General features: G+C 65.8%; 25 protein-coding genes and 1 pseudogene. 8 read left to right on the top strand and 18 right to left on the bottom strand.

Annotated elements, in window-relative coordinates; translation table 11 throughout:
• Nucleotides 1–85 precede the first annotated feature (85 nt).
• From purD to E4K64_RS18540, 3 genes and pseudogenes are all read right to left on the bottom strand, one after another.
• Entirely contained in the window at nt 86–1,369 is a 1,284-nt protein-coding gene (gene purD / locus E4K64_RS18550) for a phosphoribosylamine--glycine ligase (protein WP_135164816.1), read from the bottom strand.
• 290 nt (nt 1,370–1,659) lie between these two features.
• Nucleotides 1,660–1,783 (bottom strand): annotated as a pseudogene (locus tag E4K64_RS18545) (transcriptional regulator); the annotation flags it as partial.
• Between the two features lie 199 nt (nt 1,784–1,982).
• Nucleotides 1,983–2,171: a hypothetical protein gene (locus E4K64_RS18540; protein ID WP_126259031.1), complete on the bottom strand. Its 189-nt coding sequence runs from the start codon at nt 2,169–2,171 to the stop codon at nt 1,983–1,985.
• Between the two features lie 237 nt (nt 2,172–2,408).
• On the opposite strand from E4K64_RS18540, the gene E4K64_RS18535 reads away from it, so the two are divergent.
• Nucleotides 2,409–2,942 carry an REP-associated tyrosine transposase gene (locus E4K64_RS18535; RefSeq protein WP_135164815.1) on the top strand — a complete coding sequence of 178 codons (534 nt, stop codon included), beginning with the start codon at nt 2,409–2,411 and terminating at the stop codon, nt 2,940–2,942.
• A 160-nt stretch (nt 2,943–3,102) separates the two neighbouring features.
• Here the strand turns inward: E4K64_RS18535 and E4K64_RS18530 are convergent, their stop codons facing one another.
• The 3 genes from E4K64_RS18530 to E4K64_RS18520 form a co-directional block, all read right to left on the bottom strand.
• Complete coding sequence (locus E4K64_RS18530) at nt 3,103–3,402, bottom strand: winged helix-turn-helix domain-containing protein (RefSeq protein WP_135164814.1); 300 nt, start codon at nt 3,400–3,402, stop codon at nt 3,103–3,105.
• Between the two features lie 3 nt (nt 3,403–3,405).
• Nucleotides 3,406–3,960 carry a hypothetical protein gene (locus tag E4K64_RS18525; protein ID WP_167772112.1) on the bottom strand — a complete coding sequence of 185 codons (555 nt, stop codon included), beginning with the start codon at nt 3,958–3,960 and terminating at the stop codon, nt 3,406–3,408.
• Between the two features lie 281 nt (nt 3,961–4,241).
• Nucleotides 4,242–5,252 carry an alpha/beta hydrolase gene (locus tag E4K64_RS18520; RefSeq protein WP_167772111.1) on the bottom strand — a complete coding sequence of 337 codons (1,011 nt, stop codon included), beginning with the start codon at nt 5,250–5,252 and terminating at the stop codon, nt 4,242–4,244.
• Nucleotides 5,253–5,388: 136 nt separating this feature from the next.
• Between E4K64_RS18520 and xseA the strand changes: the two genes are divergently transcribed.
• Nucleotides 5,389–7,011 (top strand): exodeoxyribonuclease VII large subunit, encoded by a 1,623-nt coding sequence (gene xseA, locus E4K64_RS18515; RefSeq protein WP_167772133.1) that lies wholly within the window; start codon nt 5,389–5,391, stop codon nt 7,009–7,011.
• 185 nt (nt 7,012–7,196) lie between these two features.
• Here xseA and E4K64_RS18505 read toward each other — a convergent pair whose 3' ends face one another.
• Nucleotides 7,197–7,343: a hypothetical protein gene (locus E4K64_RS18505; RefSeq protein WP_135164811.1), complete on the bottom strand. Its 147-nt coding sequence runs from the start codon at nt 7,341–7,343 to the stop codon at nt 7,197–7,199.
• 190 nt (nt 7,344–7,533) lie between these two features.
• A complete protein-coding gene (locus tag E4K64_RS18500) occupies nt 7,534–8,358 on the bottom strand; it encodes a dienelactone hydrolase family protein (RefSeq protein ID WP_167772110.1) in 825 nt (274 codons plus the stop codon).
• A 195-nt stretch (nt 8,359–8,553) separates the two neighbouring features.
• Between E4K64_RS18500 and E4K64_RS18495 the strand changes: the two genes are divergently transcribed.
• Nucleotides 8,554–8,781, top strand: coding sequence for a DUF2093 domain-containing protein (locus E4K64_RS18495; RefSeq protein ID WP_135164809.1), 228 nt, complete (start codon nt 8,554–8,556; stop codon nt 8,779–8,781).
• A 121-nt stretch (nt 8,782–8,902) separates the two neighbouring features.
• Here the strand turns inward: E4K64_RS18495 and E4K64_RS18490 are convergent, their stop codons facing one another.
• Entirely contained in the window at nt 8,903–9,199 is a 297-nt protein-coding gene (locus tag E4K64_RS18490) for a hypothetical protein (protein ID WP_135164808.1), read from the bottom strand.
• A gap of 469 nt (nt 9,200–9,668) precedes the next feature.
• Between E4K64_RS18490 and E4K64_RS18485 the strand changes: the two genes are divergently transcribed.
• Complete coding sequence (locus E4K64_RS18485) at nt 9,669–9,854, top strand: hypothetical protein (protein WP_235884703.1); 186 nt, start codon at nt 9,669–9,671, stop codon at nt 9,852–9,854.
• A gap of 378 nt (nt 9,855–10,232) precedes the next feature.
• Here the strand turns inward: E4K64_RS18485 and E4K64_RS18480 are convergent, their stop codons facing one another.
• The 7 genes from E4K64_RS18480 to E4K64_RS18450 form a co-directional block, all read right to left on the bottom strand.
• Nucleotides 10,233–10,568 carry a GYD domain-containing protein gene (locus E4K64_RS18480; RefSeq protein WP_135164806.1) on the bottom strand — a complete coding sequence of 112 codons (336 nt, stop codon included), beginning with the start codon at nt 10,566–10,568 and terminating at the stop codon, nt 10,233–10,235.
• Nucleotides 10,569–10,824: 256 nt separating this feature from the next.
• Nucleotides 10,825–11,850 (bottom strand): tetraacyldisaccharide 4'-kinase, encoded by a 1,026-nt coding sequence (gene lpxK / locus E4K64_RS18475; RefSeq protein ID WP_135164805.1) that lies wholly within the window; start codon nt 11,848–11,850, stop codon nt 10,825–10,827.
• The gene (locus E4K64_RS18470; protein ID WP_135164804.1) at nt 11,843–13,189 is read right to left on the bottom strand and encodes a 3-deoxy-D-manno-octulosonic acid transferase; all 1,347 of its coding nucleotides are present in this window, start codon (nt 13,187–13,189) and stop codon (nt 11,843–11,845) included. Before E4K64_RS18470 ends, lpxK begins: the two co-directional genes overlap by 8 nt.
• Nucleotides 13,152–13,865 carry a lysophospholipid acyltransferase family protein gene (locus tag E4K64_RS18465; RefSeq protein WP_126261925.1) on the bottom strand — a complete coding sequence of 238 codons (714 nt, stop codon included), beginning with the start codon at nt 13,863–13,865 and terminating at the stop codon, nt 13,152–13,154. Before E4K64_RS18465 ends, E4K64_RS18470 begins: the two co-directional genes overlap by 38 nt.
• Complete coding sequence (locus E4K64_RS18460) at nt 13,862–14,104, bottom strand: DUF4170 domain-containing protein (RefSeq protein WP_126261926.1); 243 nt, start codon at nt 14,102–14,104, stop codon at nt 13,862–13,864. Before E4K64_RS18460 ends, E4K64_RS18465 begins: the two co-directional genes overlap by 4 nt.
• A 77-nt stretch (nt 14,105–14,181) precedes the next feature.
• Nucleotides 14,182–14,991: a 3'(2'),5'-bisphosphate nucleotidase CysQ gene (locus E4K64_RS18455; protein WP_135164803.1), complete on the bottom strand. Its 810-nt coding sequence runs from the start codon at nt 14,989–14,991 to the stop codon at nt 14,182–14,184.
• The gene (locus tag E4K64_RS18450) at nt 14,978–16,366 is read right to left on the bottom strand and encodes a TldD/PmbA family protein (RefSeq protein ID WP_167772108.1); all 1,389 of its coding nucleotides are present in this window, start codon (nt 16,364–16,366) and stop codon (nt 14,978–14,980) included. Before E4K64_RS18450 ends, E4K64_RS18455 begins: the two co-directional genes overlap by 14 nt.
• 263 nt (nt 16,367–16,629) lie before the next feature.
• On the opposite strand from E4K64_RS18450, the gene E4K64_RS18445 reads away from it, so the two are divergent.
• Entirely contained in the window at nt 16,630–17,148 is a 519-nt protein-coding gene (locus E4K64_RS18445; protein WP_135164801.1) for a DUF6101 family protein, read from the top strand.
• Nucleotides 17,149–17,271: 123 nt separating this feature from the next.
• Here the strand turns inward: E4K64_RS18445 and ubiA are convergent, their stop codons facing one another.
• Nucleotides 17,272–18,228, bottom strand: coding sequence for a 4-hydroxybenzoate octaprenyltransferase (gene ubiA, locus E4K64_RS18440; RefSeq protein ID WP_135164800.1), 957 nt, complete (start codon nt 18,226–18,228; stop codon nt 17,272–17,274).
• Between the two features lie 142 nt (nt 18,229–18,370).
• Nucleotides 18,371–19,033, bottom strand: a complete 663-nt coding sequence (locus E4K64_RS18435; protein ID WP_135164799.1) for a hypothetical protein — start codon at nt 19,031–19,033, stop codon at nt 18,371–18,373.
• 210 nt (nt 19,034–19,243) lie between these two features.
• Between E4K64_RS18435 and E4K64_RS18430 the strand changes: the two genes are divergently transcribed.
• From E4K64_RS18430 to hisG, 3 genes are all read left to right on the top strand, one after another.
• Nucleotides 19,244–20,014, top strand: a complete 771-nt coding sequence (locus tag E4K64_RS18430; RefSeq protein ID WP_135164798.1) for a 16S rRNA (uracil(1498)-N(3))-methyltransferase — start codon at nt 19,244–19,246, stop codon at nt 20,012–20,014.
• A 120-nt stretch (nt 20,015–20,134) separates the two neighbouring features.
• Complete coding sequence (locus tag E4K64_RS18425; RefSeq protein ID WP_126261933.1) at nt 20,135–21,286, top strand: ATP phosphoribosyltransferase regulatory subunit; 1,152 nt, start codon at nt 20,135–20,137, stop codon at nt 21,284–21,286.
• A gap of 2 nt (nt 21,287–21,288) precedes the next feature.
• The gene (gene hisG, locus E4K64_RS18420; protein WP_126261934.1) at nt 21,289–22,266 is read left to right on the top strand and encodes an ATP phosphoribosyltransferase; all 978 of its coding nucleotides are present in this window, start codon (nt 21,289–21,291) and stop codon (nt 22,264–22,266) included.
• Nucleotides 22,267–22,292: the final 26 nt, after the last annotated feature.

Below are 22,292 nucleotides of genomic sequence, written 5' to 3'. Positions count from 1 at the left end.
GTCCCGGCCCGGCGTACCTTTCCGGCCCATCCGGACGCTCGGCCGAAGCCGTGTCAGCCCGAAGCTGTGTCAGCCCGAAGCTGTGTCAGATCTTGGCCTTCTCCGCCTCCACCGCCTGCCAGCCGATGTCGCGGCGGCAGAAGCCTTCCGGCCAGCGGATGCGATCGACGGCCTGGTAGGCCCGGGCCTGCGCTTCCGTCACGGTCGCCCCCAACGCGCAGACATTGAGCACGCGGCCGCCATTGGCGAGGATCGCACCGTCCTTCGCCACCGTGCCGGCGTGGAAGATCTCGACATTGTCCACCTTGGCGGCGTCGTCGAGCCCCTCGATGCGCGTGCCCTTCTGGTAGTCGCCGGGATAGCCCTTCGCCGCCATCACCACGGTGAGCGCGGATTCCTTGTGCCAGCGCAGATCGAAATGCTTCAGCTGCCCGTCGCAGGCGGCCAGCAGCGCCGGCACGATATCCGACATCATGCGCAGCATCAGCACCTGGCACTCGGGATCGCCGAAGCGGACGTTGAACTCGAACAGTTTCGGGCCCTGCGTCGTCAGCATGATGCCGGCATAGAGCACGCCGCGGAACGGCGTGCCGCGCTGCTTCATGCCTGATACCGTCGGCAGGATGATCTTGGCCATGATCGCGTCGTGGACCTGAGGCGTCACCAGCGGCGTCGGCGAATAGGCGCCCATGCCGCCGGTGTTCGGGCCGACGTCGTGGTCGAACACGCGCTTGTGGTCCTGCGCGGAGGCCAGCGGGATCGCGGTCTCGCCGTCGCACAGCGCGAAGAAGCTGATCTCGCGGCCGGGCAAAAATTCCTCGATCACGACCTCGGCGCCGGCCTCGCCGAAGGCGCCCTCGAACATCATGGCGATGGCGTCCTCGGCCTCGCGCACGGTCTTGGCAACGACGACGCCCTTGCCGGCGGCAAGCCCGTCGGCCTTCACCACGATCGGCGCGCCCTGGCTGCCCACGTAGTCGCGCGCATCGTTGGCATTGGTGAAGCGCTTGTAGGCGCCGGTCGGAATGCCGAATTCGGTGCAGAGCGCCTTGGTGAACCCCTTGGAGCTTTCGAGCTGCGCGGCCGCCTTGCTCGGCCCGAACGCCTTGATGCCGGCGGCGGTGAGATCATCGACGATGCCGGCCGCCAGCGGCGTCTCCGGCCCGACCACCACGAGTTCGACCTTGTTCTGCTTGCAGAAGTCGATCACCGCGGCATGGTCGGCGACATCGAGCGCCACGCATTCGGCCTCCTTCGCGATGCCGGCATTGCCGGGCGCGCACCAGAATTTGGTCACCAGGGGGGAGGCTGCGATCTTCCACGCCAGGGCATGTTCGCGGCCGCCGGAACCGAGCAGGAGAATATGCATCGAGGGCTCAGAAATGAGGGGTTTTGCTGAGGGCGGAGGTCGCACGAATCGGCGGGGGGCTCAAGGGGAAACGGCCAGGACTCCCCGTCATTCCGGCGACTTGCTCTGCTGCCCCTTCTCCCCTTGCGGGAGAAGGTGGCGCGAAGCGCCGGATGAGGGGTTGCATCCGCAGATTCCAATTGGAAATAGGACTCGCCGAGAGAACCCCTCACCCGAGTGAGCTTGTGTCTACCAGCGGAGATGCCCTCTCCCGCAAGGGGCGAGGGCACAGCAATCGGCACCGCAGGCGATCAAACCTGCTTCCCCGCGATAATCTCCTGCAATCGCGACGTGCCGCGCAAACGCCCCGCGGCCAGCGGCGGTGGCGGTGACCGTGGTCTGCGGCTTCTTGCCGACGAACGCTTTCTCGGCGGCGTTTCCTAAAGCGTGATGAGATCAGGTTTGATCGCTGCAACATAAGTGCACTCCCTCTCCCGCTTGCGGGAGAGGGCTGGGGAGAGGGTATTTCCGCAATGGGATACTCCCCCAGAGGAGAAAGCCCTCACCCGCGCCTTGCGCGACCTCTCCCGCACGCGGGAGAGGTTGCACCGAGCCCGCAGAAACGGGTCTGCTTTCACCCTTTTTGTTTCTCTTCTGCGCTCTTTCCATCGGAGCTTTTCGAGCGCTCTTCGAAACGATCAGACCCCTTGGCCAGATCGTGCCCCATCTTGCTCTCGTTCTTCGCTTCTTCCTTGGACGTCGCTTCACGCAAGCCTTCAGCGGCCTGTTCCCCCGCCTTTGATGATTTTCGTTCGTCATCCATTGGTGGCTCCTCCCTGATAAAGACGCCTCCCAGGAAGCTCGCTGGTTGATCCCGGATTGGACGTACCAACGTTCCAATCAGATCACATGGACATTGTTCCCGGTCCCGTCGAGGCTCTTAGTCGAGCCGCGGCACATACCAGCCGAACAGGCAAGGCTGACATCGATGCGCGCAGCCCGTAGGATGGGTTGAGCCCTTGCGAAACCCATCGCACTTGTTTCGTGATAAGATCGCGTAATGACCGCGTACCGCCGCAACTTCGTTCCGGGTGGGTGCTTCTTCTTCACCGTCAATCTGGCGGAGCGGAGGCTGGCGTTGCTGACAGATCATATCGAGGTGTTGCGCGGGGCGTTTCGCGAAACGCACCGGCGCCATCCATTTACCATCGATGCCATCGTGGTGCTGCCTGACCACCTTCACTCGGTGTGGACATTACCAGAAGGTGATGCCGATTTTGCAATGCGCTGGCAGTTGATCAAATCCACCTTTTCGCGCGGTCTGGCGCGCAACGAAAGGATATCCCAAAGCCGCTCGGCCAAAGGTGAACGGGGCATCTGGCAGCGCAGATATTGGGAGCATACCATTCGCGACGAAGGCGATTTCGCGCGGCATGTAGACTACGTTCATATCAATCCGGTCAAGCACGGGCTCGTCAACCGAGTACGTGACTGGGCTCCCTCCTCGTTTCATCGCCACGTGGAGCTTGGCAATTACCCGGCCGATTGGGCCGGCGATCAGTCGGATGACTGCCGCGGTTACGGTGAACGGTGATAGAGAAGCGATGGGTTTCGCAAGGGCTCAACCCGTCCTACGAACTGTCATTCCGGGGCGCGCGCAGCGCGAACCCGGAATCCATTGGGCCGCAGCGTCGGAGGTGGGATGGATTCCGGGTTCGCGCCCAAGGGGGCGCGCCCCGGAATGACGGCGGCCGCTACACCTGCCTCCCCGCAATGATCTCCTGCAACGTTGCCACATGCCGCGCGAATGCGCCGCGGCCGGCGGCGGTGGCGGTGACCGTGGTCTGCGGCTTCTTGCCGACGAAGGCCTTCTCCACGGACACGTACCCCGCCTTGGCCAGGGTCTCGATATGCGCGCCCAGATTGCCGTCGGTGGCGCCGGTGAGCTTCTTCAGGCGGGCGAATTCGAGACCGGCCGATACGGGCAGCGCGTTCAGCGCGGCCATGATCTTCAGCCGCAGCGGCTGGTGGATGATGTCGTCGAGCTCGGCCATGCGCTAGATCCGCCGCATCCAGAGCCCGCCGAGGATCAGGCCGCCGCCGTTGACGAAGGCCATCCACAGCGGGAATGCCTCGCCGATGTAGAAGAAGCCGAACAGCGTCAGCGCCGTGATGCAAAGACCGATCGCAACGAAGGCGTAGCCGAACCAGAGCCCGGCGAGTGTGTAGAACAGCATGAAATAGATCGGCCAGAACGTTCCCAGCTGGCGTGGACCGAAATGACCGACAACGTTGGTCACGAGATAGCCGAACGCGAAGAACAGGGCGAATATCAGGAACAGCCTGATGCCAACGCCAGCCCCAAAGGGGTGGTTTTTCGGATTGAACACGCGAAGGGCAATCAGACCGCCGACGCCGAGAACGTCCACCGCAACCCAGGCGTAGACCGCGTAGATCGGCCAGAGCCAGGTCACGAGATTGGCTGCGAACACCAGCACACCCCACCACACCGCAGCGAGGCTCGCGAGCTCATAGAGCTGCGATTGCTTCACGCGCTGGACGATGTCGTCGATATCGGCCAGCGCTGCGGATGCCTCCTTGCTGTCGATCATGTCGTCCCTTTCTGTCCCTGGGCTATCTCGTATGACGCTCGGTGACACCTGAGCGCCTCGTCCTTCGAGACGACCGCTACGCGGTCTCCTCAGGATGAGGCTTCGAGACGACCGCTTCCAGCGGTCTCCTCAGGATGAGGCTCAGCTGCACCAGGACCCGTTGAAGCGGCTGCCGCGGACTCCGCCCCTCATCCTGAGGGCCCGCCGCAGGCGGGCGTCTCGAAGGATGGCCGCGGGGAAACCGCTCCTGTCTGCGATTGCCTTGCCGTCGACGGGGCGCATCACGACTGCCCTACCCCGCGCCTTGCCACGTCCTCGGCGATCACCGAGATCGCCTTCGAATTGGTGACGATGCCCATGTGATTGATGCCGTCGATGATCTTGACGTCGACCGAAGGTTTGAGCGTCTGCACCACTTCCGCATATTTGTCCGAGATCATCATCTCGTCCTCGCCGCCGCCGAAGATCGTGATCGGACGCGTGGTTGCCGGCAGATCGAGCCGATAGCCGCGCGTGGCAAAGTTGCGCATCAGGCGGTCCGAATAGGTCGAGGTCAGGTACTTCGCCGAGGTCGCGGGCACCGCGAAAGCGAGCACCGGGAGCTGCGAACAGCAGTCGATGCCGAGCTTGCGCAGCGCGGTCAGGCCCAGGAAGCGTGGAATGTCGGCCTTGGCCCAGCCGCCGGAATCCGGCCGGTTGGTCGGCGCGTCGTAGCCGAGATAGGGCGCGAGCAGCACGGTGCGCACGAACATGTCCTGCATGATCGGCGTCGCGGCGACGCGCAGCGAGAAGCCGGCGCCGGCGGAATGGCCGATCAAAGTGAGCGGCAGGTCCGGCGCGCCCTTGCGCAGATGGGCGACGAAATCGATCAGGTCGTCCTCGAGCTGGCCGACATAGCCGATGTCGCCGCGGGTGCCGGAGCCGCCATGGCCGCGGATGTCGAGCGCCCAGGTCTCCACGCCGCGCGCGGCGATCGCATGGGTCAGCGCATGGTTGACCGTGCCGCTGGAGCCGGAGGAGCCGTGAATGAAGATCGCCCCGCCGCCCGTCGCCGGGCCGTTGGCTGCGTAATGGCGATAGCCGATCCAGGTCCCGTCACGCGCCTGAAAGCGCTCGAGCGATGGCAGCGTGGACCAGTCGATCCCCTTGCTGGAGTCGGAGACGGAGCGCATCTCAGGCGGCCGCTCCAGTGGCGTTGCGATCATTGCGGCCAAGGTCAGCGCCACCGCGCCGGCCGCACACAGGACCCATTTCAGGCCGTTCAGAACGCCGCGCACCAGACGGACCGCCATGGCTTGCCTCCCTCAAATCGATCAACAATAGATAACTCTATATTACAGAGTACTCTTAGAATCAATCGCCGGATTGGCGCCGCGCCATGAAAATCCTTAACGTCGGGTCCGACCCCAAATGCCGAATCGTTTGCCGATGCCGCCTGCGGAACAACTCAACAACGCGTACGAATTCACCGTCTCCGAGCTCTCCCAGTCCTTGAAGCGGACTGTGGAGGATACCTTCGGCCATGTCCGGGTCCGCGGCGAGATCTCGGGATTCCGCGGCGCCCACTCCTCGGGCCATTGCTATTTCGCGCTCAAGGACGAGAGCGCCAAGATCGAGGCGGTGATCTGGAAGGGCGTGCACGGCCGGATGCGCTTCAAGCCCCAGGAGGGGCTCGAGGTCATCGCCACCGGCAAGCTCACGACCTATCCGGGCTCCTCGAAATACCAGATCGTGATCGAGGCGCTGGAGCCGGCCGGCATCGGCGCGCTGATGGCGCTGATGGAGGAGCGCAAGAAGAAGCTCGCCGCCGAGGGCCTGTTCGACGAGGCGCGCAAGCAGCTGCTGCCGTGGCTGCCGGAGGTGATCGGCGTCGTCACCTCGCCGACCGGCGCCGTGATCCGCGACATCCTGCACCGGCTGGAGGACCGCTTCCCCCGCCGCGTGCTGGTGTGGCCGGTCAAGGTGCAGGGCGAAGGCTCGGCCGACCAGGTCGCGGCCGCGATCCGCGGCTTCAACGCGCTGCCGGAGGGCGGCAGGATTCCGCGGCCGGACGTGCTCATCGTCGCACGCGGCGGCGGCTCGCTGGAGGACCTCTGGTCGTTCAACGAGGAGATCGTGGTGCGGGCGGCGGCCGAAAGCATGATCCCGCTGATCTCCGCGGTCGGGCACGAGACCGACATCACGCTGATCGATTTCGTCGCCGACAAGCGCGCCCCGACGCCGACGGCGGCGGCCGAGATGGCGGTGCCGGTGCGCAGCGAATTGTTCGTCGAGGTCGCCGATCTCGGCCGTCGCACCCGCGCCTATTGGCAACGCGCCCAGGAAAGCCGCCGCAGCGAACTGCGCGCCGCCGCGCGCGCGCTGCCGGCGGCCGGCGATCTGCTCGCCATTCCCAGGCAGCGGCTGGATTCGGCGGGCGCCTCCCTGCCCCGCTGCCTCAAGGCCAACACGCACGCGCATTTCCGCAGGTTCACCGCGGCCAGCTCAAAACTGACGCTGCGGGTGCTGCACGGCCAGATCGCACAGGCCGACCACCGGCTCACCGTGTGCGGCGAACGGCTCGGCCTGTCCACGCGTTCGCTGCTGCGGCAGCGGCGCGACCGCTTCGCCGGGCTCCAGATTCGCTTGCGCGCCTCAAAGCTCTCCAATGCGCAGGCGCAGCGCAACGCGATTGCCCGCCAGCGCGAGCGCACGCATCGTCTGGCGGAGCGGGCGCAACGCGCGCTCGCGACGCTGCTGCACCGGCTCGATGCCCGCGTCGAGAACAGCGGCAAGCTGCTGTCGGCTTTGTCCTATCGCAGCGTGCTCGCGCGCGGCTTTGCGCTGGTGCGGGACGAGGCCGGCCATCCCCTGCATGCGGCCGACGCGATTGGTCCTGGCGCACGCGTCGAGATCGAGTTCGCCGATGGCCGCGTCGGCGCGACCGCGGATGCGGATCGACCGGCGCCGACGGCCAAGCGCGCGCCGGCGCAGCCAAAGCCCGCGGCGGCGGACGCAAAGCCCGCACCGAAGCGCGTGGCGAAACCGGTGGATCAGGGCAGCTTGTTCTGAGGCTGGGCGCGCCTTTGCTGTCGATCTGAATGCCAGCCCGTCATCCTGAGGTGCGAGTGGCGCGGTGCATGGCACCGCGCCGGGAGCCTCGAAGGATGTACGCCCGAGCTGCAGCCGGGCCGTCGCCCTTCGAGGGCCGCTGAAGAAGCGGCCACCTCAGGGTGACGGAGGTGGATTGGTGGACTTCAGCGGCAGGACAATCCCGCATCGATCGTGGTCCAGAAGCCGCAATGGTCCGGCGCGTGCTGTGGGGCGCCGGCATGGGCCTCGTACAGGAAGATCGCGACGGTGAAGACGACGAGTGCGGAGAAGAGGACGATGCGGCTGCGCATGGGAATTGCGTTGAATCGACATCGTGGTCGAACTAAGGCGCCGTCACGTGCTGAAATCGGCGCCTTGCGCGATCCGTAGCTTCCCGGTCGGCCCCGCTTGATGTGGGACGTGTAGCCCGCATGAGCGCAGCGATATGCGGGACCAGCCTCCCCGGATATCGCTGCGCTCATCCGGGCTACGGTACCACCATCACCGCGCCAGCCATTTCGCGACATCTTGCTGCGATTCCGCGCGCGCCTCTGCATCCGTGCCGAGATGGCCGCGCTCGGGCGCTGTGGCATCGTTGCTGCCGGCAGCTGCGTGCGGCGGCGTGTCGGCGCGGTCGAAATCGTGATAGGCGCCGGGATAGACCACGATGCGCGCGAGCGCGCTGCGGCCATGCGCGCCTTCGACCATCTGGCGGCAGGCCGGCGGAGACGAGACGTCGTCATCGGCGCCGATCAGCACCAGGGTGGGCACCCGCGTGCTCCAGCCGAGGCCGGCGGAAATCCGGCAGTCGGGATAGAACGCGATCGCGGCGCGGAAATCCGGGCCGTGGTCCCGCGCGCCACTCTGCGGACGCACGGCCCAGAGCAGCGCGCTGGCGCCATTGGCCCAGCCCATCAGGCTGACGCGGTCGCGCGCCACCCAACTCTGCTTCGCCAGCCAGGCCCGCGCCGCCGCGATGTCGGCGACGCGCTCACGGCGCGTCTTGACGTGCATCTCCTTGACGCGGCATTGCGGCCCGAGCTCGCGCGAGCCGTAGCTGTCGGGCCACAGCACGGCGTTACCAGCCTTGAGCAGGCGCTCGGCCCAGTCGCGATAGAGCGGCAGGACGGAATCGGAATGGCCACCGAGCCCGCCACAGCCATGCAGCGCGATCACGGTCGGAAACGGGCCTGCACCCTCGGGCTTGTAGAGCTGCGCATGGAGGACGCCTGACGCCAGCGGAATCTCGACCGGCTGCGGCGCCGGCGCGGCACGCGCGGCCGACATCAGCAGCGTCATGAACAGGGCGGTCAATCGAAGGCGCATCGGACTCTGCCGTAGGAGGTGCCGGAACCAACGATCCTTCGCGGAAGGCACTATCACGCGGGAGCGGCGGCAAAACATCACAAACCGGTGGGTTTAACGGGCGGACAAGCCGCCCTATCTATGCTACATCCTGGCCAACACATCGTGCCCTCCAGGGGTTTCCTTGGCAGCGGCCTTCCACGGAGACTTTCGACCGTGCTGAACAAGTTCGGCCCCTCGGGCCATGGCGAAGCGCAGGTGCAATATCTCGACGGCGATTTCCGCGTGATCTCGCCGGGGACCTACGTACGCTGCGCGATCACCGACGCGCGGATCCCGCTCGACGAGCTGAAGTACTGGAGCGTGGACCTGCAGGAGGCCTACGCCACGCCCGCCGCCGTCTTGCAGCGGCATTTTCCCGGCGCGCCGAAACCGCAGGCGTGATCCCGCAAGGTGGGCAAATGCGCAACGCGCCGTGCCCGCCATCTCTGCACGATAGCGACGAAGAACGTGGGCACGCTTCGCTTTGCCCACCCTACAAGATCGAACTCTTGGCATGGTTCGGCTATTGCGGCTCGGGCGCATCGCTGCCCACGCAGGTCTTGATAAAACTCTTCCGCGCCTCACCGACGATCTTCTGATCGATCGCCTGCTTCAGGCAATCGAGCCGCGCCTGCGCCAGGCAGAGCTGCAGCTGATCGCGCTTGTCCTGCCCTTTCAGGCTCGCCGTCGTGGCAAGGCATGTTACGCGCTTGGTGGCGGGAACCGGCACGGTGGCGGTCGGTGCGGATGTCTGGGCAAGGGCGGGCAGAACCGGCAGACACATGACGCTGGCGGTAAGAAGCGCGGACCGCAATTTCATCTGACCTCTCCTGGATGCAGCTCTATCGATAGGAGCCTCGCCATGAATGCCGGCTGAATGCCCGTTCGGCGTCGCCATCTACCTGGCAAAGGCCAACCTCAGCTCCGGTGGCGGCAACGGCACGAGCACATCCTGCACCACGATCGTCGCGGCCTCACGCTCCGCGTTGCATCGAACAGTGCGCGCACTCAGTGGTTAGTCATTTCGCGCTGTGGTTGGATTCTTCGTTGCGATTCGGCGCCCTTAAGTTGTTCGACGAAGTCTTGCTGAAACAGAGGGCTGCTATAGTTACATGTTAGGTAACTGGCCCTGCTCCTTTTATCGCGCAGACAATCAAGCCAACCAAACGACCATTGAGCTTTGGAATTGGCGCAGTCTGTGAACGGACTCATATCGAAGAGTCATCTGGACGGCTACGTTCACCAGGAAAATTCGCGGTGGAATATCAAGCCAAACGATGGGGGTGACCATGCCCGCCATATTCGAGTTGCTCTATCGTGAATATTGTCGCGCCCGTCTTGCTGAAATGCGGAAACAGCTTCTGATCGCGACTGAACGCGCTCAGGCGCTGGACGCGGATCATCATCCTGCAGATCAGGGTGACGATGACAAGACGGACACACATCGCCAACCCGATGACCGCGCGCCGCACTGAAGCGGCCCGACGACGGGTAACCTCTCCCGCGTAGCAATGACCAGGCAATTGGCAACAGTTTGGGAGCCTGCAATGAATACACCCGAATACTATACCGTCATGGTGGCCTGCCTCTCGTGCCTGACCATTGTCGGAATGATGGCCGCTGGGGCGTGGTGAGCATAACTGACTGCTGAAGCACGACCGCCGCGGGGAACCGGGGCTGCTGGCACGTTCAATCCGACCCATGGCACCGGACGCAGCACGCACCGCATTGCATCGTCCGTCGACGGACGCCAGACCTTCGCCTCGCATCGGCTTGCAGAATTGATTGTTTCTGTGATGTGAGCGTTGCCGCCGCCTGCAACGCCTGCGGCGGCTTCGCTCGAGATCCGGATGTCAGCCTCCGGGCGGAGTATATGAAGAACGCAGCTTCGCCGCGTTCTGGCGGACCTGCTTGATCTCGTCCTGCGTGAACAACCGGGTCAGCTTCACGTTCTGCAGGGTGCCTGCCGTAACGGTCAGTCCGGAAATGGCCGGAGCCGCGCCCGGATCAGGCACATCAAAAATCACCAGGACGCCTGGGCCGTCGGCCGCGACGCTGTACATCGAAATCAGCTTTCCGCCGGCCGCTTCAATGAGCTTCCTGGCGGCCTCCTGGCGATTGGTCGTGGGATTTTCCAAGATGGCGTTGAGAGCGCGTGGTGTGTATTGTCCGGTGAGGCAAAAATGCATGGCATGCTCTCCTCTGTTTTTTGGCAATGACTCTCCCTGCCGCTCCGAACTGGTCGTTGCGGCCGTCGCATCTGAAATAACAAGATCGCGCCCGCCGTGGGCATAAACGCCGTCTATGATTGCCGGGAGTTCGGCACGTCCTGGTGACGGCTCTCATGAAAGGCTACATCAACTGCCAAGAGCGCGGAAGAGAATTCGTCACCCGCGACACGTCGCTGGATGAGCTATGGCAGAGACGCTTGCCTAGTGCACGAGATCAACGCGCGCTGTACCGCCGCTCGCGCGCCTTGTAGAGATGATCGCTGATCAACTCCCGGAGCGCGGCGGGATCGTCGAACTCCAACGTTACCTTGAACGGCACTATTCCTTCGACATGGGACAACATCCCTTCGCCGCCATGGATTCGCGCAAGGTCCTTCTCGGTCGTCACCAGCGTTAGCCCGTTGCGCCTGGCGTCGCCCCACAAATCCTCGATGTCGCGCTCGGAATATGGGTAGTGGTCGGCAAAGGCACGGCTGCCGACAATCTCGATCCCACTTGCCCGCAATGTCCTGAAGAAGCGCTCGGGATCGCCGATGCCGGCAAAGGCGAGAACACGTTTGCCAAAGAGCTGCGCAATGGATGAAGCATCCGGTTTCAGGTGCGCGCGCAGCTCGGGCTTGTTGCGCTTGGCGAGCTCGGCGGCGACATCGTTGGCGGCGCGGCCGTCGCCGATCAGCACCAGCGCGTCGGTGCGCGCGAGCTGGGCCTGCAGCGGCGCGCGCAAGGGGCCGGCGGGAAACACCTGGCCGTTGCCGAGGCCGCGCTCGCTGTCGATCACGATCAGCGACGCGTCTTTCAGAAGGCGCGGGTTCTGAAAACCGTCGTCCATCAGGATCATTGTGGCGCCTTGCGACTTCGCCAGCGCGACGCCGTCGAGGCGGTCGCGCGCGACCGCGACCGGGACGTCGCGCGCCATCATCAAGGGCTCGTCGCCGACATCGGCTGCGGTGTGGCGTGCGCGGTCGACCATCACCGGGCCCTTCAGGCGCCCGCCATAGCCGCGGCTGAGCACCACCGGCGTCTCGCCGAGCTCGCGCAGCAGCTTGGTCAGCGCCAGCACGGTCGGGGTCTTGCCGGCGCCGCCGACATGGTAATTGCCGACGCAGATCACGGGAATGCCGGCGTCCGTGCCCGGGAGCAGCATGCGCCGTTCGGCGATCGCGCCGTAGAGCGCTCCGAGCGGCCATAACGCATACGACGGAAGAGAACGTGGCCGGTACCAGAAGGCCGGCTCACGCATTGGCAGCCCCCATCTCGATCCGCAATTGCAGCAGATAGGGCTCGAGCGCCGTCATGGTGCGATCCAGTGCGCCGCCGAGCTGCTCGACCACGCCGGAGCCTGCGCGCTGCATCTTCTCGCGCAGGGCGGGATCGGCCAGCAACTGGCCGAGCTGCTTGACCAGCGCTTCCTGCGTGTCGGCCTGCCGCGCCGCGCCGCTCGCATCGAGCGCCTCGAACACTTCGGTGAAGTTGAAGACGTGCGGACCATGGACGATGGCGGCGCCGAGCTTGATCGCCTCGATCGGATTCTGCCCGCCGTGGCGGATCAGCGAGCCGCCCATGAACACGATTGGCGAGAGGCGGTAGAACAGGCCGAGCTCGCCCATGGTGTCGGCGACATAGATGTCGGTGGTCGCGGTCGGCAGCTCCTCGCGCGAGCGCAACGCCGGCGTCAGGCCCGAGGCCGTGATCAGGCCGGCGATCGAAGAGCCGCGATCGGGATGGCGCGGCACGATCACGGTGAGGAGCTGCGGGAAGACACCGACGAGGCTGCGATGCGCCGCGACCAGCATCTCGTCCTCGCCCGGATGGGTCGAGGCCGCGACGATGATCGGCCGGCCGCGCGTCATCGCCATCAGCCGTTCGAGCTTGGCGGGATCGGCCGGCGGCGCCGGCACGTCGAGCTTGAGATTGCCCGTGGTGACGACATCGCGGCCGCCCAGCGCGGAGAAGCGCTCGGCATCGATCTTCGACTGCGCCAGGCAGATGTCGAACCGCGACAGCAGCGCCGAGATGGTGCCGTGCATGCGCTGCCAACGCGGGAAGGAGCGCGGCGACATCCGCCCGTTGATCAGCACCATCGGCACCCGGCGCGCCGCGCCGGCCAGGATCAGGTTCGGCCACAGATCGGATTCGATGAACAGCGCCAGCGACGGCTTCCAATGGTCGAGGAAGCGCGCGACGTAGCGCGGGGAATCGTACGGCACGTATTGATGGATGACGTCGGGCGGAAAGCGCTTTGCGACCACGGCAGCCGAGGTGACGGTGCCCGAGGTGAGCAGGATTCGCAGATTGAGATCGCGCAACCGCTCGATCAGCGCCGCCGCGGCCAGCACCTCGCCGACACTGGCACCGTGGATCCAGACCAGCGGGCCATGCGGCCGCACGTCGCGGGACAGGCCGCGCCGCTCGCCGACGCGCGCGGGGTCCTCCTTGCCCTGCCTGAGCCGCCGCTTGATCAGCGCAGGCGCAAGCGGCACCAGGCCCGCGGCCAGGCGCCGATACATCCGCAGCGTCATCGGCAGTGCAATGGGCAGCGATTTAGCCATCTTGCGGCCCCGGGCGGCCGAGCTGCGCATAGGCGCGCCTGGTCGCCTCGTTCAACGTCTCTTCCAGCTCCAGCCGCAGCGCTTCCATCGTGGCGGCGTCGGCATCTGCGGGAACGTGGATCTCCTTGATGCCGACCAAGGCGCCCCGCCCGAACGGCAGATTGATGGTGGTGCGGTCCCAGTTCTTCAGCCGGATGAAGCGGCTGGTCGCCATCGCGAAAGGCATGATCGGCCGCCCCGATTCCCGTGCCAGCATGATAATGCCGAGCCCGGCCACGCGCGCGCGCTTGGGGACATCGGCAGTCAGCGCGACATTACAACCGTCTTGAAGGGTCCGCACCATTTCCTTGAAGGCGCCGACCCCGCCCTTGCGGTGAAAGGCGCCGCCATGATCGCCGGAACCGCGGATCAGGCCGATGCCGAGCCGCTCCACCGCGATGGCGTTGAACTCGCCGTCGCGGTGACGGGAGATCAGCACCTTGGCCCGGTAGGAGTCCTTGTTCTTGATGAAGGGGGTGAGGAAATGCTGGCCGTGCCAGAACGCGAAGATGGCCGGGATCTGCGGCTCGACGCGTTCATAGACGTCGGGCGGATCGAACGTGAACTTGTTGGTCCGCCAGACCAGACGCAGATATTCGGCCGCCAGAACCCCGACGGCACGCTGAAACCAGCTGCTTCGCAGCGTATTGCGAAGCAGTTTTTTCAACGTGCCGGTTCTTGATTCGGGTCGAGCAGCCGATGGAGATGGACGATGAAATAGCGCATCTGCGCATTGTCGACCGTGCTCTGCGCCTTGGCCCGCCAGGCGGCGTGGGCGGTCGCATAATTCGGAAACAGGCCGACGATCTCGACGTCGTCGAGATTCTTGAAGACGTTGTGCTCGAGATCGACGAGCTCGCCGCCGATGACGAGGTGAAGCAGTTGTTGCGGGGCACTATCTGGCATCAGTTCTGTTCCTAACGGGCTGCCCGGCAAAGCAGTGTTCAACAAGCACAGTGTTCGACAAGCACGACGCGAAGCGCCTAGGCCAAGGGGCGGTTTCGAAAATGCGCGACAATGCCCGCATGACGATCGCGCCCCGCTGCCACCAGCACCCCGTGCGCCACTTCCCGGCGGTTATAGAGGATGGGTTCTCCGGAGAGGTCGCTCATCCTACCATCGGCTTCCTGCACGATCAAATCGGCCGCCGCAAGGTCCCAATCGTGGCTGTTGCCCCCCGCAAAAGCCGCATCCAGCGCGCCATGGGCGACCCGGCACAGGCGCAGCGCCAGCGAGCCGATTCGCGGATGCAGCTTGATGTCGCCGAGGGACGGCTTCAGGCGCTCGACCAGCGGCTTCGGCCCGGCGACGCGGGCGAAATCCAGTTCGGCTCCGGAGGTCGCCCGCACCGGGACGCCGTTGAGCGTCGTGCCGCGTCCGCGCGCGGCGAAGAAGAACTCGCCGGTCGTCGGCGCGAACACCGCGGCCAGCACGGGCGAGGCATCCTCGACCAGCGCGACGCTGACGCACCAATCGTCATGGCCACCCAGGTAATTGCGCGTACCGTCGATGGGATCGACGATCCAGGTCAGCCGCCGCGACAGCCGGGCCGCATCGTCGGCGCTCTCTTCCGAGAGCCAGCCATAATCCGGCGTCGCGCCGCGCAAGCGCTTTTCGAGCAGATCGTTGACGGCGATGTCGGCTTCCGAGACCGGCGAGGAGGCGCCCTTGGTCCACTTCTTCAGCTCGGTGCGGAACATCGACTGCGCCAGCGCGCCCGCTTCCCGCACCGTCTCTTGCAGCAGCGCCGCGTCGCGCGTCCGGATCGTGTCGTTCGCGTCAACGTCCGCCAAGCGTCAAACCCTCGATGCGCACCGTCGGCGCATTGATGCCGTAGCGAAACTCGAGATTGTTCGCGGGCTGCATCGACTTGAAGATATCGAACAGATGGCCGGCGATCGTCACCTCGCTGACGGGATAGGTGATCTCGCCGTTCTCGATCCAGAAGCCGGAGGCGCCGCGGCTGTAATCGCCGGTCACGCCGTTGACGCCGGAGCCGATCAGATCGGTGACGTAGAAACCCTGCTTGATGTCGGAGATCAGCTCGGCGGGGCTCAGTGCGCCGGCCTCGAGATGCAGATTGTAGGGCCCCGGCGAGGGCGAGGAGGAGACGCCGCGATGGGCGTGGCCGGTGGTGACGAGACCGAGCTCGCGCGCGGTGGCGCAATCGAGCAGCCAGGTCGTCAGCACGCCCTCGTCGACCAGCGCGGTTCTCTTCACCGCGACGCCCTCGGCATCGAAGGTCTGCGAGCGCAGGCCGCGCTTGCGCAGGGGATCGTCGACGATGCGGATGTTGTTGGCAAACAGCTGCTGGCCGAGCTTGTCCTTCAGGAAGCTGGTCTTGCGCGCGATCGAGGCGCCGTTGATGGCGCCGACGAGATGACCGACCAGGGAGCCGGCAACGCGCGGATCGAACACGACGGGGACCTTGCAGGTTTCGACCTTGCGCGGATTGTAGCGCGCCACGGTGCGCTCGCCGGCGGAACGGCCGACGGCTTCCGGCGACAGCAGATCGGCGGCATGCGGCGCCGAGGTGAAGTCGTAGTCGCGCTCCATGCCGGTGCCCTCGCCGGCGATGGCGGTGGCCGAGATGCCCTGGCTGGAGCGCAGGTAGGAGCCGTGGAAGCCGGTCGAGGTGACGAGCACCATGCCGCCGATGCCGGCGGAGGCCGAGGCGCCGCCGGATTTCGTCACTCCCTTGACGGCGAGCGCCGCGGCTTCCGCCGCGAGCGCGCGGCGTTCGAGCTCGCTGGTTGCGGGCACACCGGGGTCGAGCAGGTCGAGATCGGGGAAATCGCGCGCGAGCAGCGCGGGATCGGCGAGGCCGACATATTTGTCGTCCGGCGCCACGCGCGCCATCGCGACCGCGCGTTCGGCAAGCTTGGTCACGGCATCGCCGCTGACGTCGTTGGTCGAGACCACCGCCTGGCGCTGGCCGACCAGCACCCGCAGGCCGACATCGTCGCCCTCCGACCGCTCGGATTCCTCGACGCGTCCGTCGCGCACCTCGACGCCTTGCGAGACGCCGCGCACCGCGACCGCATCGGCCGCGTCCGCGCCCGCGCGCCTGGCCGCCTCGACCAGCCGCTGCGCGAGATCGGAGAGCGCGGACTGATCGAACAGGTCGCGATTGGCTGTGGTCGAGCTTGCGGATGGTGAAGCGTTCACGAACGAAATCCTGTTGGGGCGGGGGTGCGGGGCCGGAACCCACAGATGTGCCCTGATCGCGCGGACTTCAAGCATTTTCAGCCCGCAAAGCTCAGATTCGCAACTTCGGCGCAACGTCTCGTCAATCATGCGCGCCAAGGTCTTGTCAATCATGAGGAGCAGTGACGGTGGGTTAACCAGCCTTTTTAAGCGGTTTCGGAAGAGCGCGCGCTAAGGTCCTCGCATCGACCGGGAACATAATCCTGGCGGGGAGAACGAAAGCCGTGAGGCGTCAAACAGCAACATGCGGGGCCCACCCCGCCGGGTCGAGCCGCTCACTGCGGCTCGACCCTCTTTCCCTTCCGGTCCGCTTCGATGCGCATGACCCGCGCGCCGACGGATATGTCAGGCAGATCGAGCTTCATCGCGAACGTGTCGTGCTGCGCCGTGCCGTCCGCGGCATGCAGATGGCGATCAACGTCCGCGTCAGCGACTTCACCGGCGTCGCGCTGCGCGGCAACGACGAGGCGCAAGCCCTCGTGCTCGTGCATCGCGATCCCTCGTTGTCCGTGCCGCTGCTGGTCGGGGCCGATGGCGACGAGCTCATCGAGGCCTGGGCGATCTGGAGCGAGCTGTTCGCGCTGCCGCAGCTCGACGAAGGTGCGCGCAAGCCCGCAGCCCGCCGCCGCCGCGCCAATGCAATCCGCGCCCGCCGCCCGAAATTCCTGATGCGCCGGCGCGTCGCGATGGCGCGCGAGCTGCCGGTTCATCGCGAAGAACGCGAGATCATCGCAAGGGATTGAGCGGCAATCACGGTGCCGTAGGGTGGGCAAAGGCGCACTCGCGCCGTGCCCACCATCTCTCAATGATTGATAGGAAAGGTGGGCACGCTTCGCTTGGCCCACCCTACGACGACCCTACGACAGCTACGCCGCCCGCATCAGCGCGTCGGCGAGCAGTCCGGCGAACAGCAGCAAGCCCGCATCCCTGTTCGACTTGAACAGGCGCAAACACAATTTCGGATCCTCGATCCGCAGCCGCACGATCTGCCACGCCAGATGCGCGGCGAAGGCGGCGAGGCCGAGCCAGGCCGGCCAGCGCGCATCGCCTGAGGCCAGCGCGACGCCGATCAGCATCACCGACAGCCCGTAGAACAGGATCAGCGCCTGGTGCGTATGCGCGCCGAACAGGCGTGCGGTCGACTTGATGCCGATCAGCGCGTCGTCCTCGGCGTCCTGATGCGCGTAGATCGTGTCATAGCCGATCACCCAGGAAATCGCGCCGGCATAGAGCACCAGAGCAGTGAGATCGATGCGGCCGAAGGTGACGGCAAATCCCATCAACGCGCCCCAGGAGAAGGCAAGCCCGAGCACGATCTGCGGCCACCAGGTGATCCGCTTCATGAAGGGATAGATCGCGACGATCAGGAGCGAGGCGATTCCGGTCGCGATCGCGAAGCGGTTGAACTGCAGCAGCACCAGAAGGCCGATCAGCGCCTGCATGACCATGAAGGCCAGCGCCTGCTTCGTGCTCACCTGCCCCGACGGCAGCGGCCGCGAGCGCGTGCGCTCGACCTTGTCGTCGAGATCGCGGTCGGTGATATCGTTCCAGGTGCAGCCCGCTCCGCGCATTACGAAGGCACCGACGAAGAACAGCGCGATGGTGAGCGGCAGTCCGCGGACGTCATGCGCCATGCCGCTCGCGAGCGCAGCCGACCACCAGCATGGCATCAACAGCAGCCAGGAGCCGATCGGACGATCGAAGCGGGACAGGCGGAGGTAAGGCCGCGCCCAAGGCGGCGCGAGCGTATCGACCCAGTTGCCGGTGGAATCGGCAACGCGGGCGGATGTGCTAGTGCCCAGTTTTCGAAGTTCGTATTCCATCGCGGCGTATTCCGGTACGAACTTCGAAAACTACAAGGGCACTAGCACAGAAAATTTTAGTTCACGTGCCGCTTATCGATTTGAAGTTCCTATGAGATCTCGCGGCGAGCACCGTAGGAACTTCAAATCGGCGGCACGTGTATCATCGGGTGAGGACGTTGCCGTTGAGCGTGTCGAAGGTGCTGCCGCCCTTCTTGCCGGCATTGGCCTCAGGCGCCGAGCCCGACCCAAGCACCTCGCTCAGCGACGGGCCGGCCGGACCGCGCGGCTGGTTCTGCATCTGCTGCGCAACGTTGCAGACCTTGTTCGCCATTGCCTCGGTGTTCTTGTGGCCGTCCTTCATCTGAGCACCGACCTGCGGCGGGATTCCGCACTTCGCGGCGTGGGCCTCGATGTACTTGATCATCTTGGTTTCAGCCTGGCTGAAATTGCGGATCAGCTTGCAAGCCTCGTCAGGCGGCGCGTGACGGTCGCTCGCGGCCTTGATCAGCTTGCCGCGCTTCTCGGCTTCCTCGCGCAGGGGCATGAACGCCTTCATGCAATCCTCGCCGGGACCGGCTTGGGTCGGCGGAGCCGCGCTGAAAGCACCGGCGCCACCGATCGGCGCGGCGCCGTTCACGGGAAATGACGATTGCGGAGCCGCACCAACCGACGCGGTCGGCGCCGAGCCGTTCACCGGCGGAAACGCAGAACTGGTGGGAGCCTGATTGGGCAGGGGGGCCGGGAACGCGCTTTGCGCATAGGCACAAGAGGCAACCATGGTGACCATGGCGGCAGCGATCGGAACCATCAAATGACGGATCATCAAGAAAATCTCTCCGGCAGGAGCCAACGGGGTCCAGCGTCTTCCAATCGAAGCGCAACCAGCGTGCTCGCGATTTTACGATTCCCGCCGGCGCTTAACAACCCGCCGAATAGGGCAAGAGCGCGGCGCACCGACGCGGCGGTTTGGCAATATTTACCCCCCAAATGGCCGCTTTCGGTTAATAACGGCGCCAAATTGGACTTTTGAACGATGCCCGCCCACGACTTTCGCGCCCCCCGCCTGTTCGTCGACGCCCCCCTTGCCCAGGACGCCAGGGTCGCGCTCGACCGCGATCAGAGCAATTATCTCGGCAATGTGCTGCGGCTTGGCGCCGGGGCCGAGGTTTTGGCGTTCAACGGGCGGGACGGCGAGTGGCAGGCCGCCATTGAAGGCCGCAAGCGGCCGGACGGCCTCGTCATCCTGCAGCAGACCCGGCCCCAGGACCGACTTGCCGACCTCGCCTACGTCTTCGCCCCGCTGAAGCATGCCCGGCTCGACTACATGGTCCAGAAGGCCATCGAGATGGGCGCCGCCGCGCTGCAGCCGGTTCTGACCCGGTTCACCCAGGCCTCCCGGGTCAACACCGAGCGGATGCGGGCCAATGTCGTCGAGGCAGCCGAGCAATGCGGCATTTTGAGCATCGCCAGTGTCGCCGAACCGGTCGCCTTGGAGCGCTTCCTCAGCCAGCGCCCGGCCGACCGCCTGCTGATCTTCTGCGATGAGGCCGCGGAGGTCGAGAACCCGGTTCAGAGCCTGCAAGCCGCGCGCGCGGCCGGACAGGGTATCGACGTCCTGATCGGCCCCGAAGGCGGCTTTGCCGAAGAAGAGCGGGCCCTGCTGCTGCGGCAACCCAGGATCCTCCGGCTCGCCCTGGGACCCCGGATCATGCGGGCTGACACGGCCGCCGTGGCGGCGCTGGCGCTGGTGCAGGCGGTGCTGGGCGATTGGGGCGGCCGGATCACCGGCGCCAAATCCGACTGACCCCCCGTTAAGCGATTGATCCTTTGGAGGTCGAAACCGCTTTCGGGCCATGCTAAGGGCTGCGCAATTCCTGTCCTTCCCTTGCCCTGCCCGGTTCCACCGGGACGATGGACCTCTGTCATGACCGCGACTGCCACCTCAAATGCTGCCGGCTCCGCCGCCTGGGCGGATACGCTGCTCTTGTCGTTCGCGCAGGCGGGCTATGTCAGGGCCGAGCCGGCGATCCTGCAGCCGGCCGAGCCGTTCCTCGACCTCTCCGGCGAGGACATCCGCAAGAGCCTGTACCTGACCACGGACCTCACGGGCGAGGAGCTGTGCCTGCGTCCGGACCTGACCATTCCGGTCGCCCGCGACTACCTCGCCTCCGGCCGCGCCGGCCAGCCGGCCGGGTTCAGCTATCTCGGTCCGGTGTTTCGCTACCGCAGCGGCCAGGCCAGCGAATTCCTGCAGGCCGGCATCGAATCGTTCGGCCGCCAGGACCGCGCCGCGGCCGACGCCGAGACGCTGGCACTTGCCCTGGAGGCGACCGCGGCCTTCGGCGTCCGCGACGTCGAGATCCGCACCGGCGACGTGGCGCTGTTCAACGCGCTGCTCGATGCGCTCGACCTCTATCCGGTCTGGCGCCGCCGCCTGGTCAAGGATTTCAACCGCAAGATCAGCCTGGAGCAGGATCTGGAGCGGCTGGCGGCCGCGACCACCGCGACCCGCAGCGAATATCAGGGCGTGCTCGCCGCGCTCGCGGGCTCCGACCGCAAGGCCGCGCTCGCCTTCGTCACCGACCTGATGTCGATCGCCGGCACCACCAATGTCGGCGGCCGCACCACGGCCGAGATCGCCGATCGCTTCCTCGAGCAATCGACGCTGAAGGGCGGCGCGCTGCCGCGCGAGGCGATCACCGTGCTCAAGCGCTTCCTGTCGATATCAGGCAATCCCGACGATTCCATCGCCGCGCTGCGCGCGCTCACCGCCGATGCAAAGCTCGACCTTGCTGCGGCCATCGACCAGTTCGAAAGCCGGGTCGGCTTCATGGCGGCGCGCGGCATCGACGTGAAGCAGACGCGCTTTTCGACCGCATTCGGACGCGGCCTCGACTATTACACCGGCTTCGAATTCGAGCTGCATCACCGGGGCAACGGCGCCGAGCCGCTGGTCGCCGGCGGCCGCTATGACGGACTGATGACCCAGCTCGGCTCGGCCGAACCTATTCCCGCGGTCGGCTTCTCGGTCTGGGTGGATGCGCTGACCAGGATCGGCCGCAAGGTGGGGGCTTGATCATGAGCGCGCCGTTCGTTCTGGCCGTTCCTTCCAAGGGCCGCCTGCAGGAAAACACCGAGGCCTTCTTCGCCCGCGCCGGCCTGAAGCTGTCGAAGGCCGGCGGCGCCCGCGACTATCGCGGCACCATCGCCGGCCTCGACAATGTCGAGGTTGCCTATCTCTCGGCGAGCGAGATCGCATCGCAGCTGTCGCGCGGCTTCGCGCATCTCGGCGTCACCGGCGAGGACCTGGTGCGCGAGAACATTGCCGATGCCGACAAGCGCGTGTCGCTGATCGACGGGCTCGGCTTCGGCTATGCCGACGTCGTCGTCGCGGTGCCGCAGGCCTGGATCGACGTCCGCACCATGGCCGATCTCGACGACGTCACCACCGGCTTCCGCGAGCAGCATCATATGCGGATGCGGGTCGCGACCAAGTTCGTCAATCTCACCCGCGCGTTCTTCCAGAGCCACGGCATCACCGATTACCGCATCGTCGAAAGCGCCGGCGCGACCGAAGGCGCACCTGCGGCCGGCAGCGCCGAGCTGATCGTCGACATCACCACGACCGGCGCGACGCTCGCCGCCAACGGCTTGCGGGTGCTCGACGACGGCGTGATCCTGCGCAGCCAGGCCAATCTGGTCGCCTCGAAGGAGGCCGACTGGTCGCCGCAGGCGCGGGAGACGGCGCGCATCATCCTCGATCACATCGCCGCAAGGGCGCGGGCCAACAAATACCGCGAGGTCCGCACCCGCTTCCGGCAATGCGACGCCGCCCTGCTCGGCGAAGCCCATAGCCGGTTCGGCGTCGAGGCTCCGTTCGGCGGGCCGACCTCGTCAGGCATGCTGACGTTGCACTGCCCACCGGGGCAGCTCTATGCGCTGGCGAGCTTCCTGCGCGAGCATGGCGCCGAGACCGTCTCGGTGGTCTCGCTCGACTACGTGTTCGACCGGGAGAACCCGCTGTTCGCGAAGCTCGAAGCGTTCCTGCGGCGGTGAGCCACGGGCCGGTTCAGCTTTTCCGT

The organism is Bradyrhizobium frederickii (genome assembly GCF_004570865.1).
Classification (GTDB): domain Bacteria; phylum Pseudomonadota; class Alphaproteobacteria; order Rhizobiales; family Xanthobacteraceae; genus Bradyrhizobium; species Bradyrhizobium frederickii.
The sequence above is the reverse complement of the archived record's forward strand: the minus strand, read 5'-3'. Positions and strand labels throughout refer to the sequence as shown.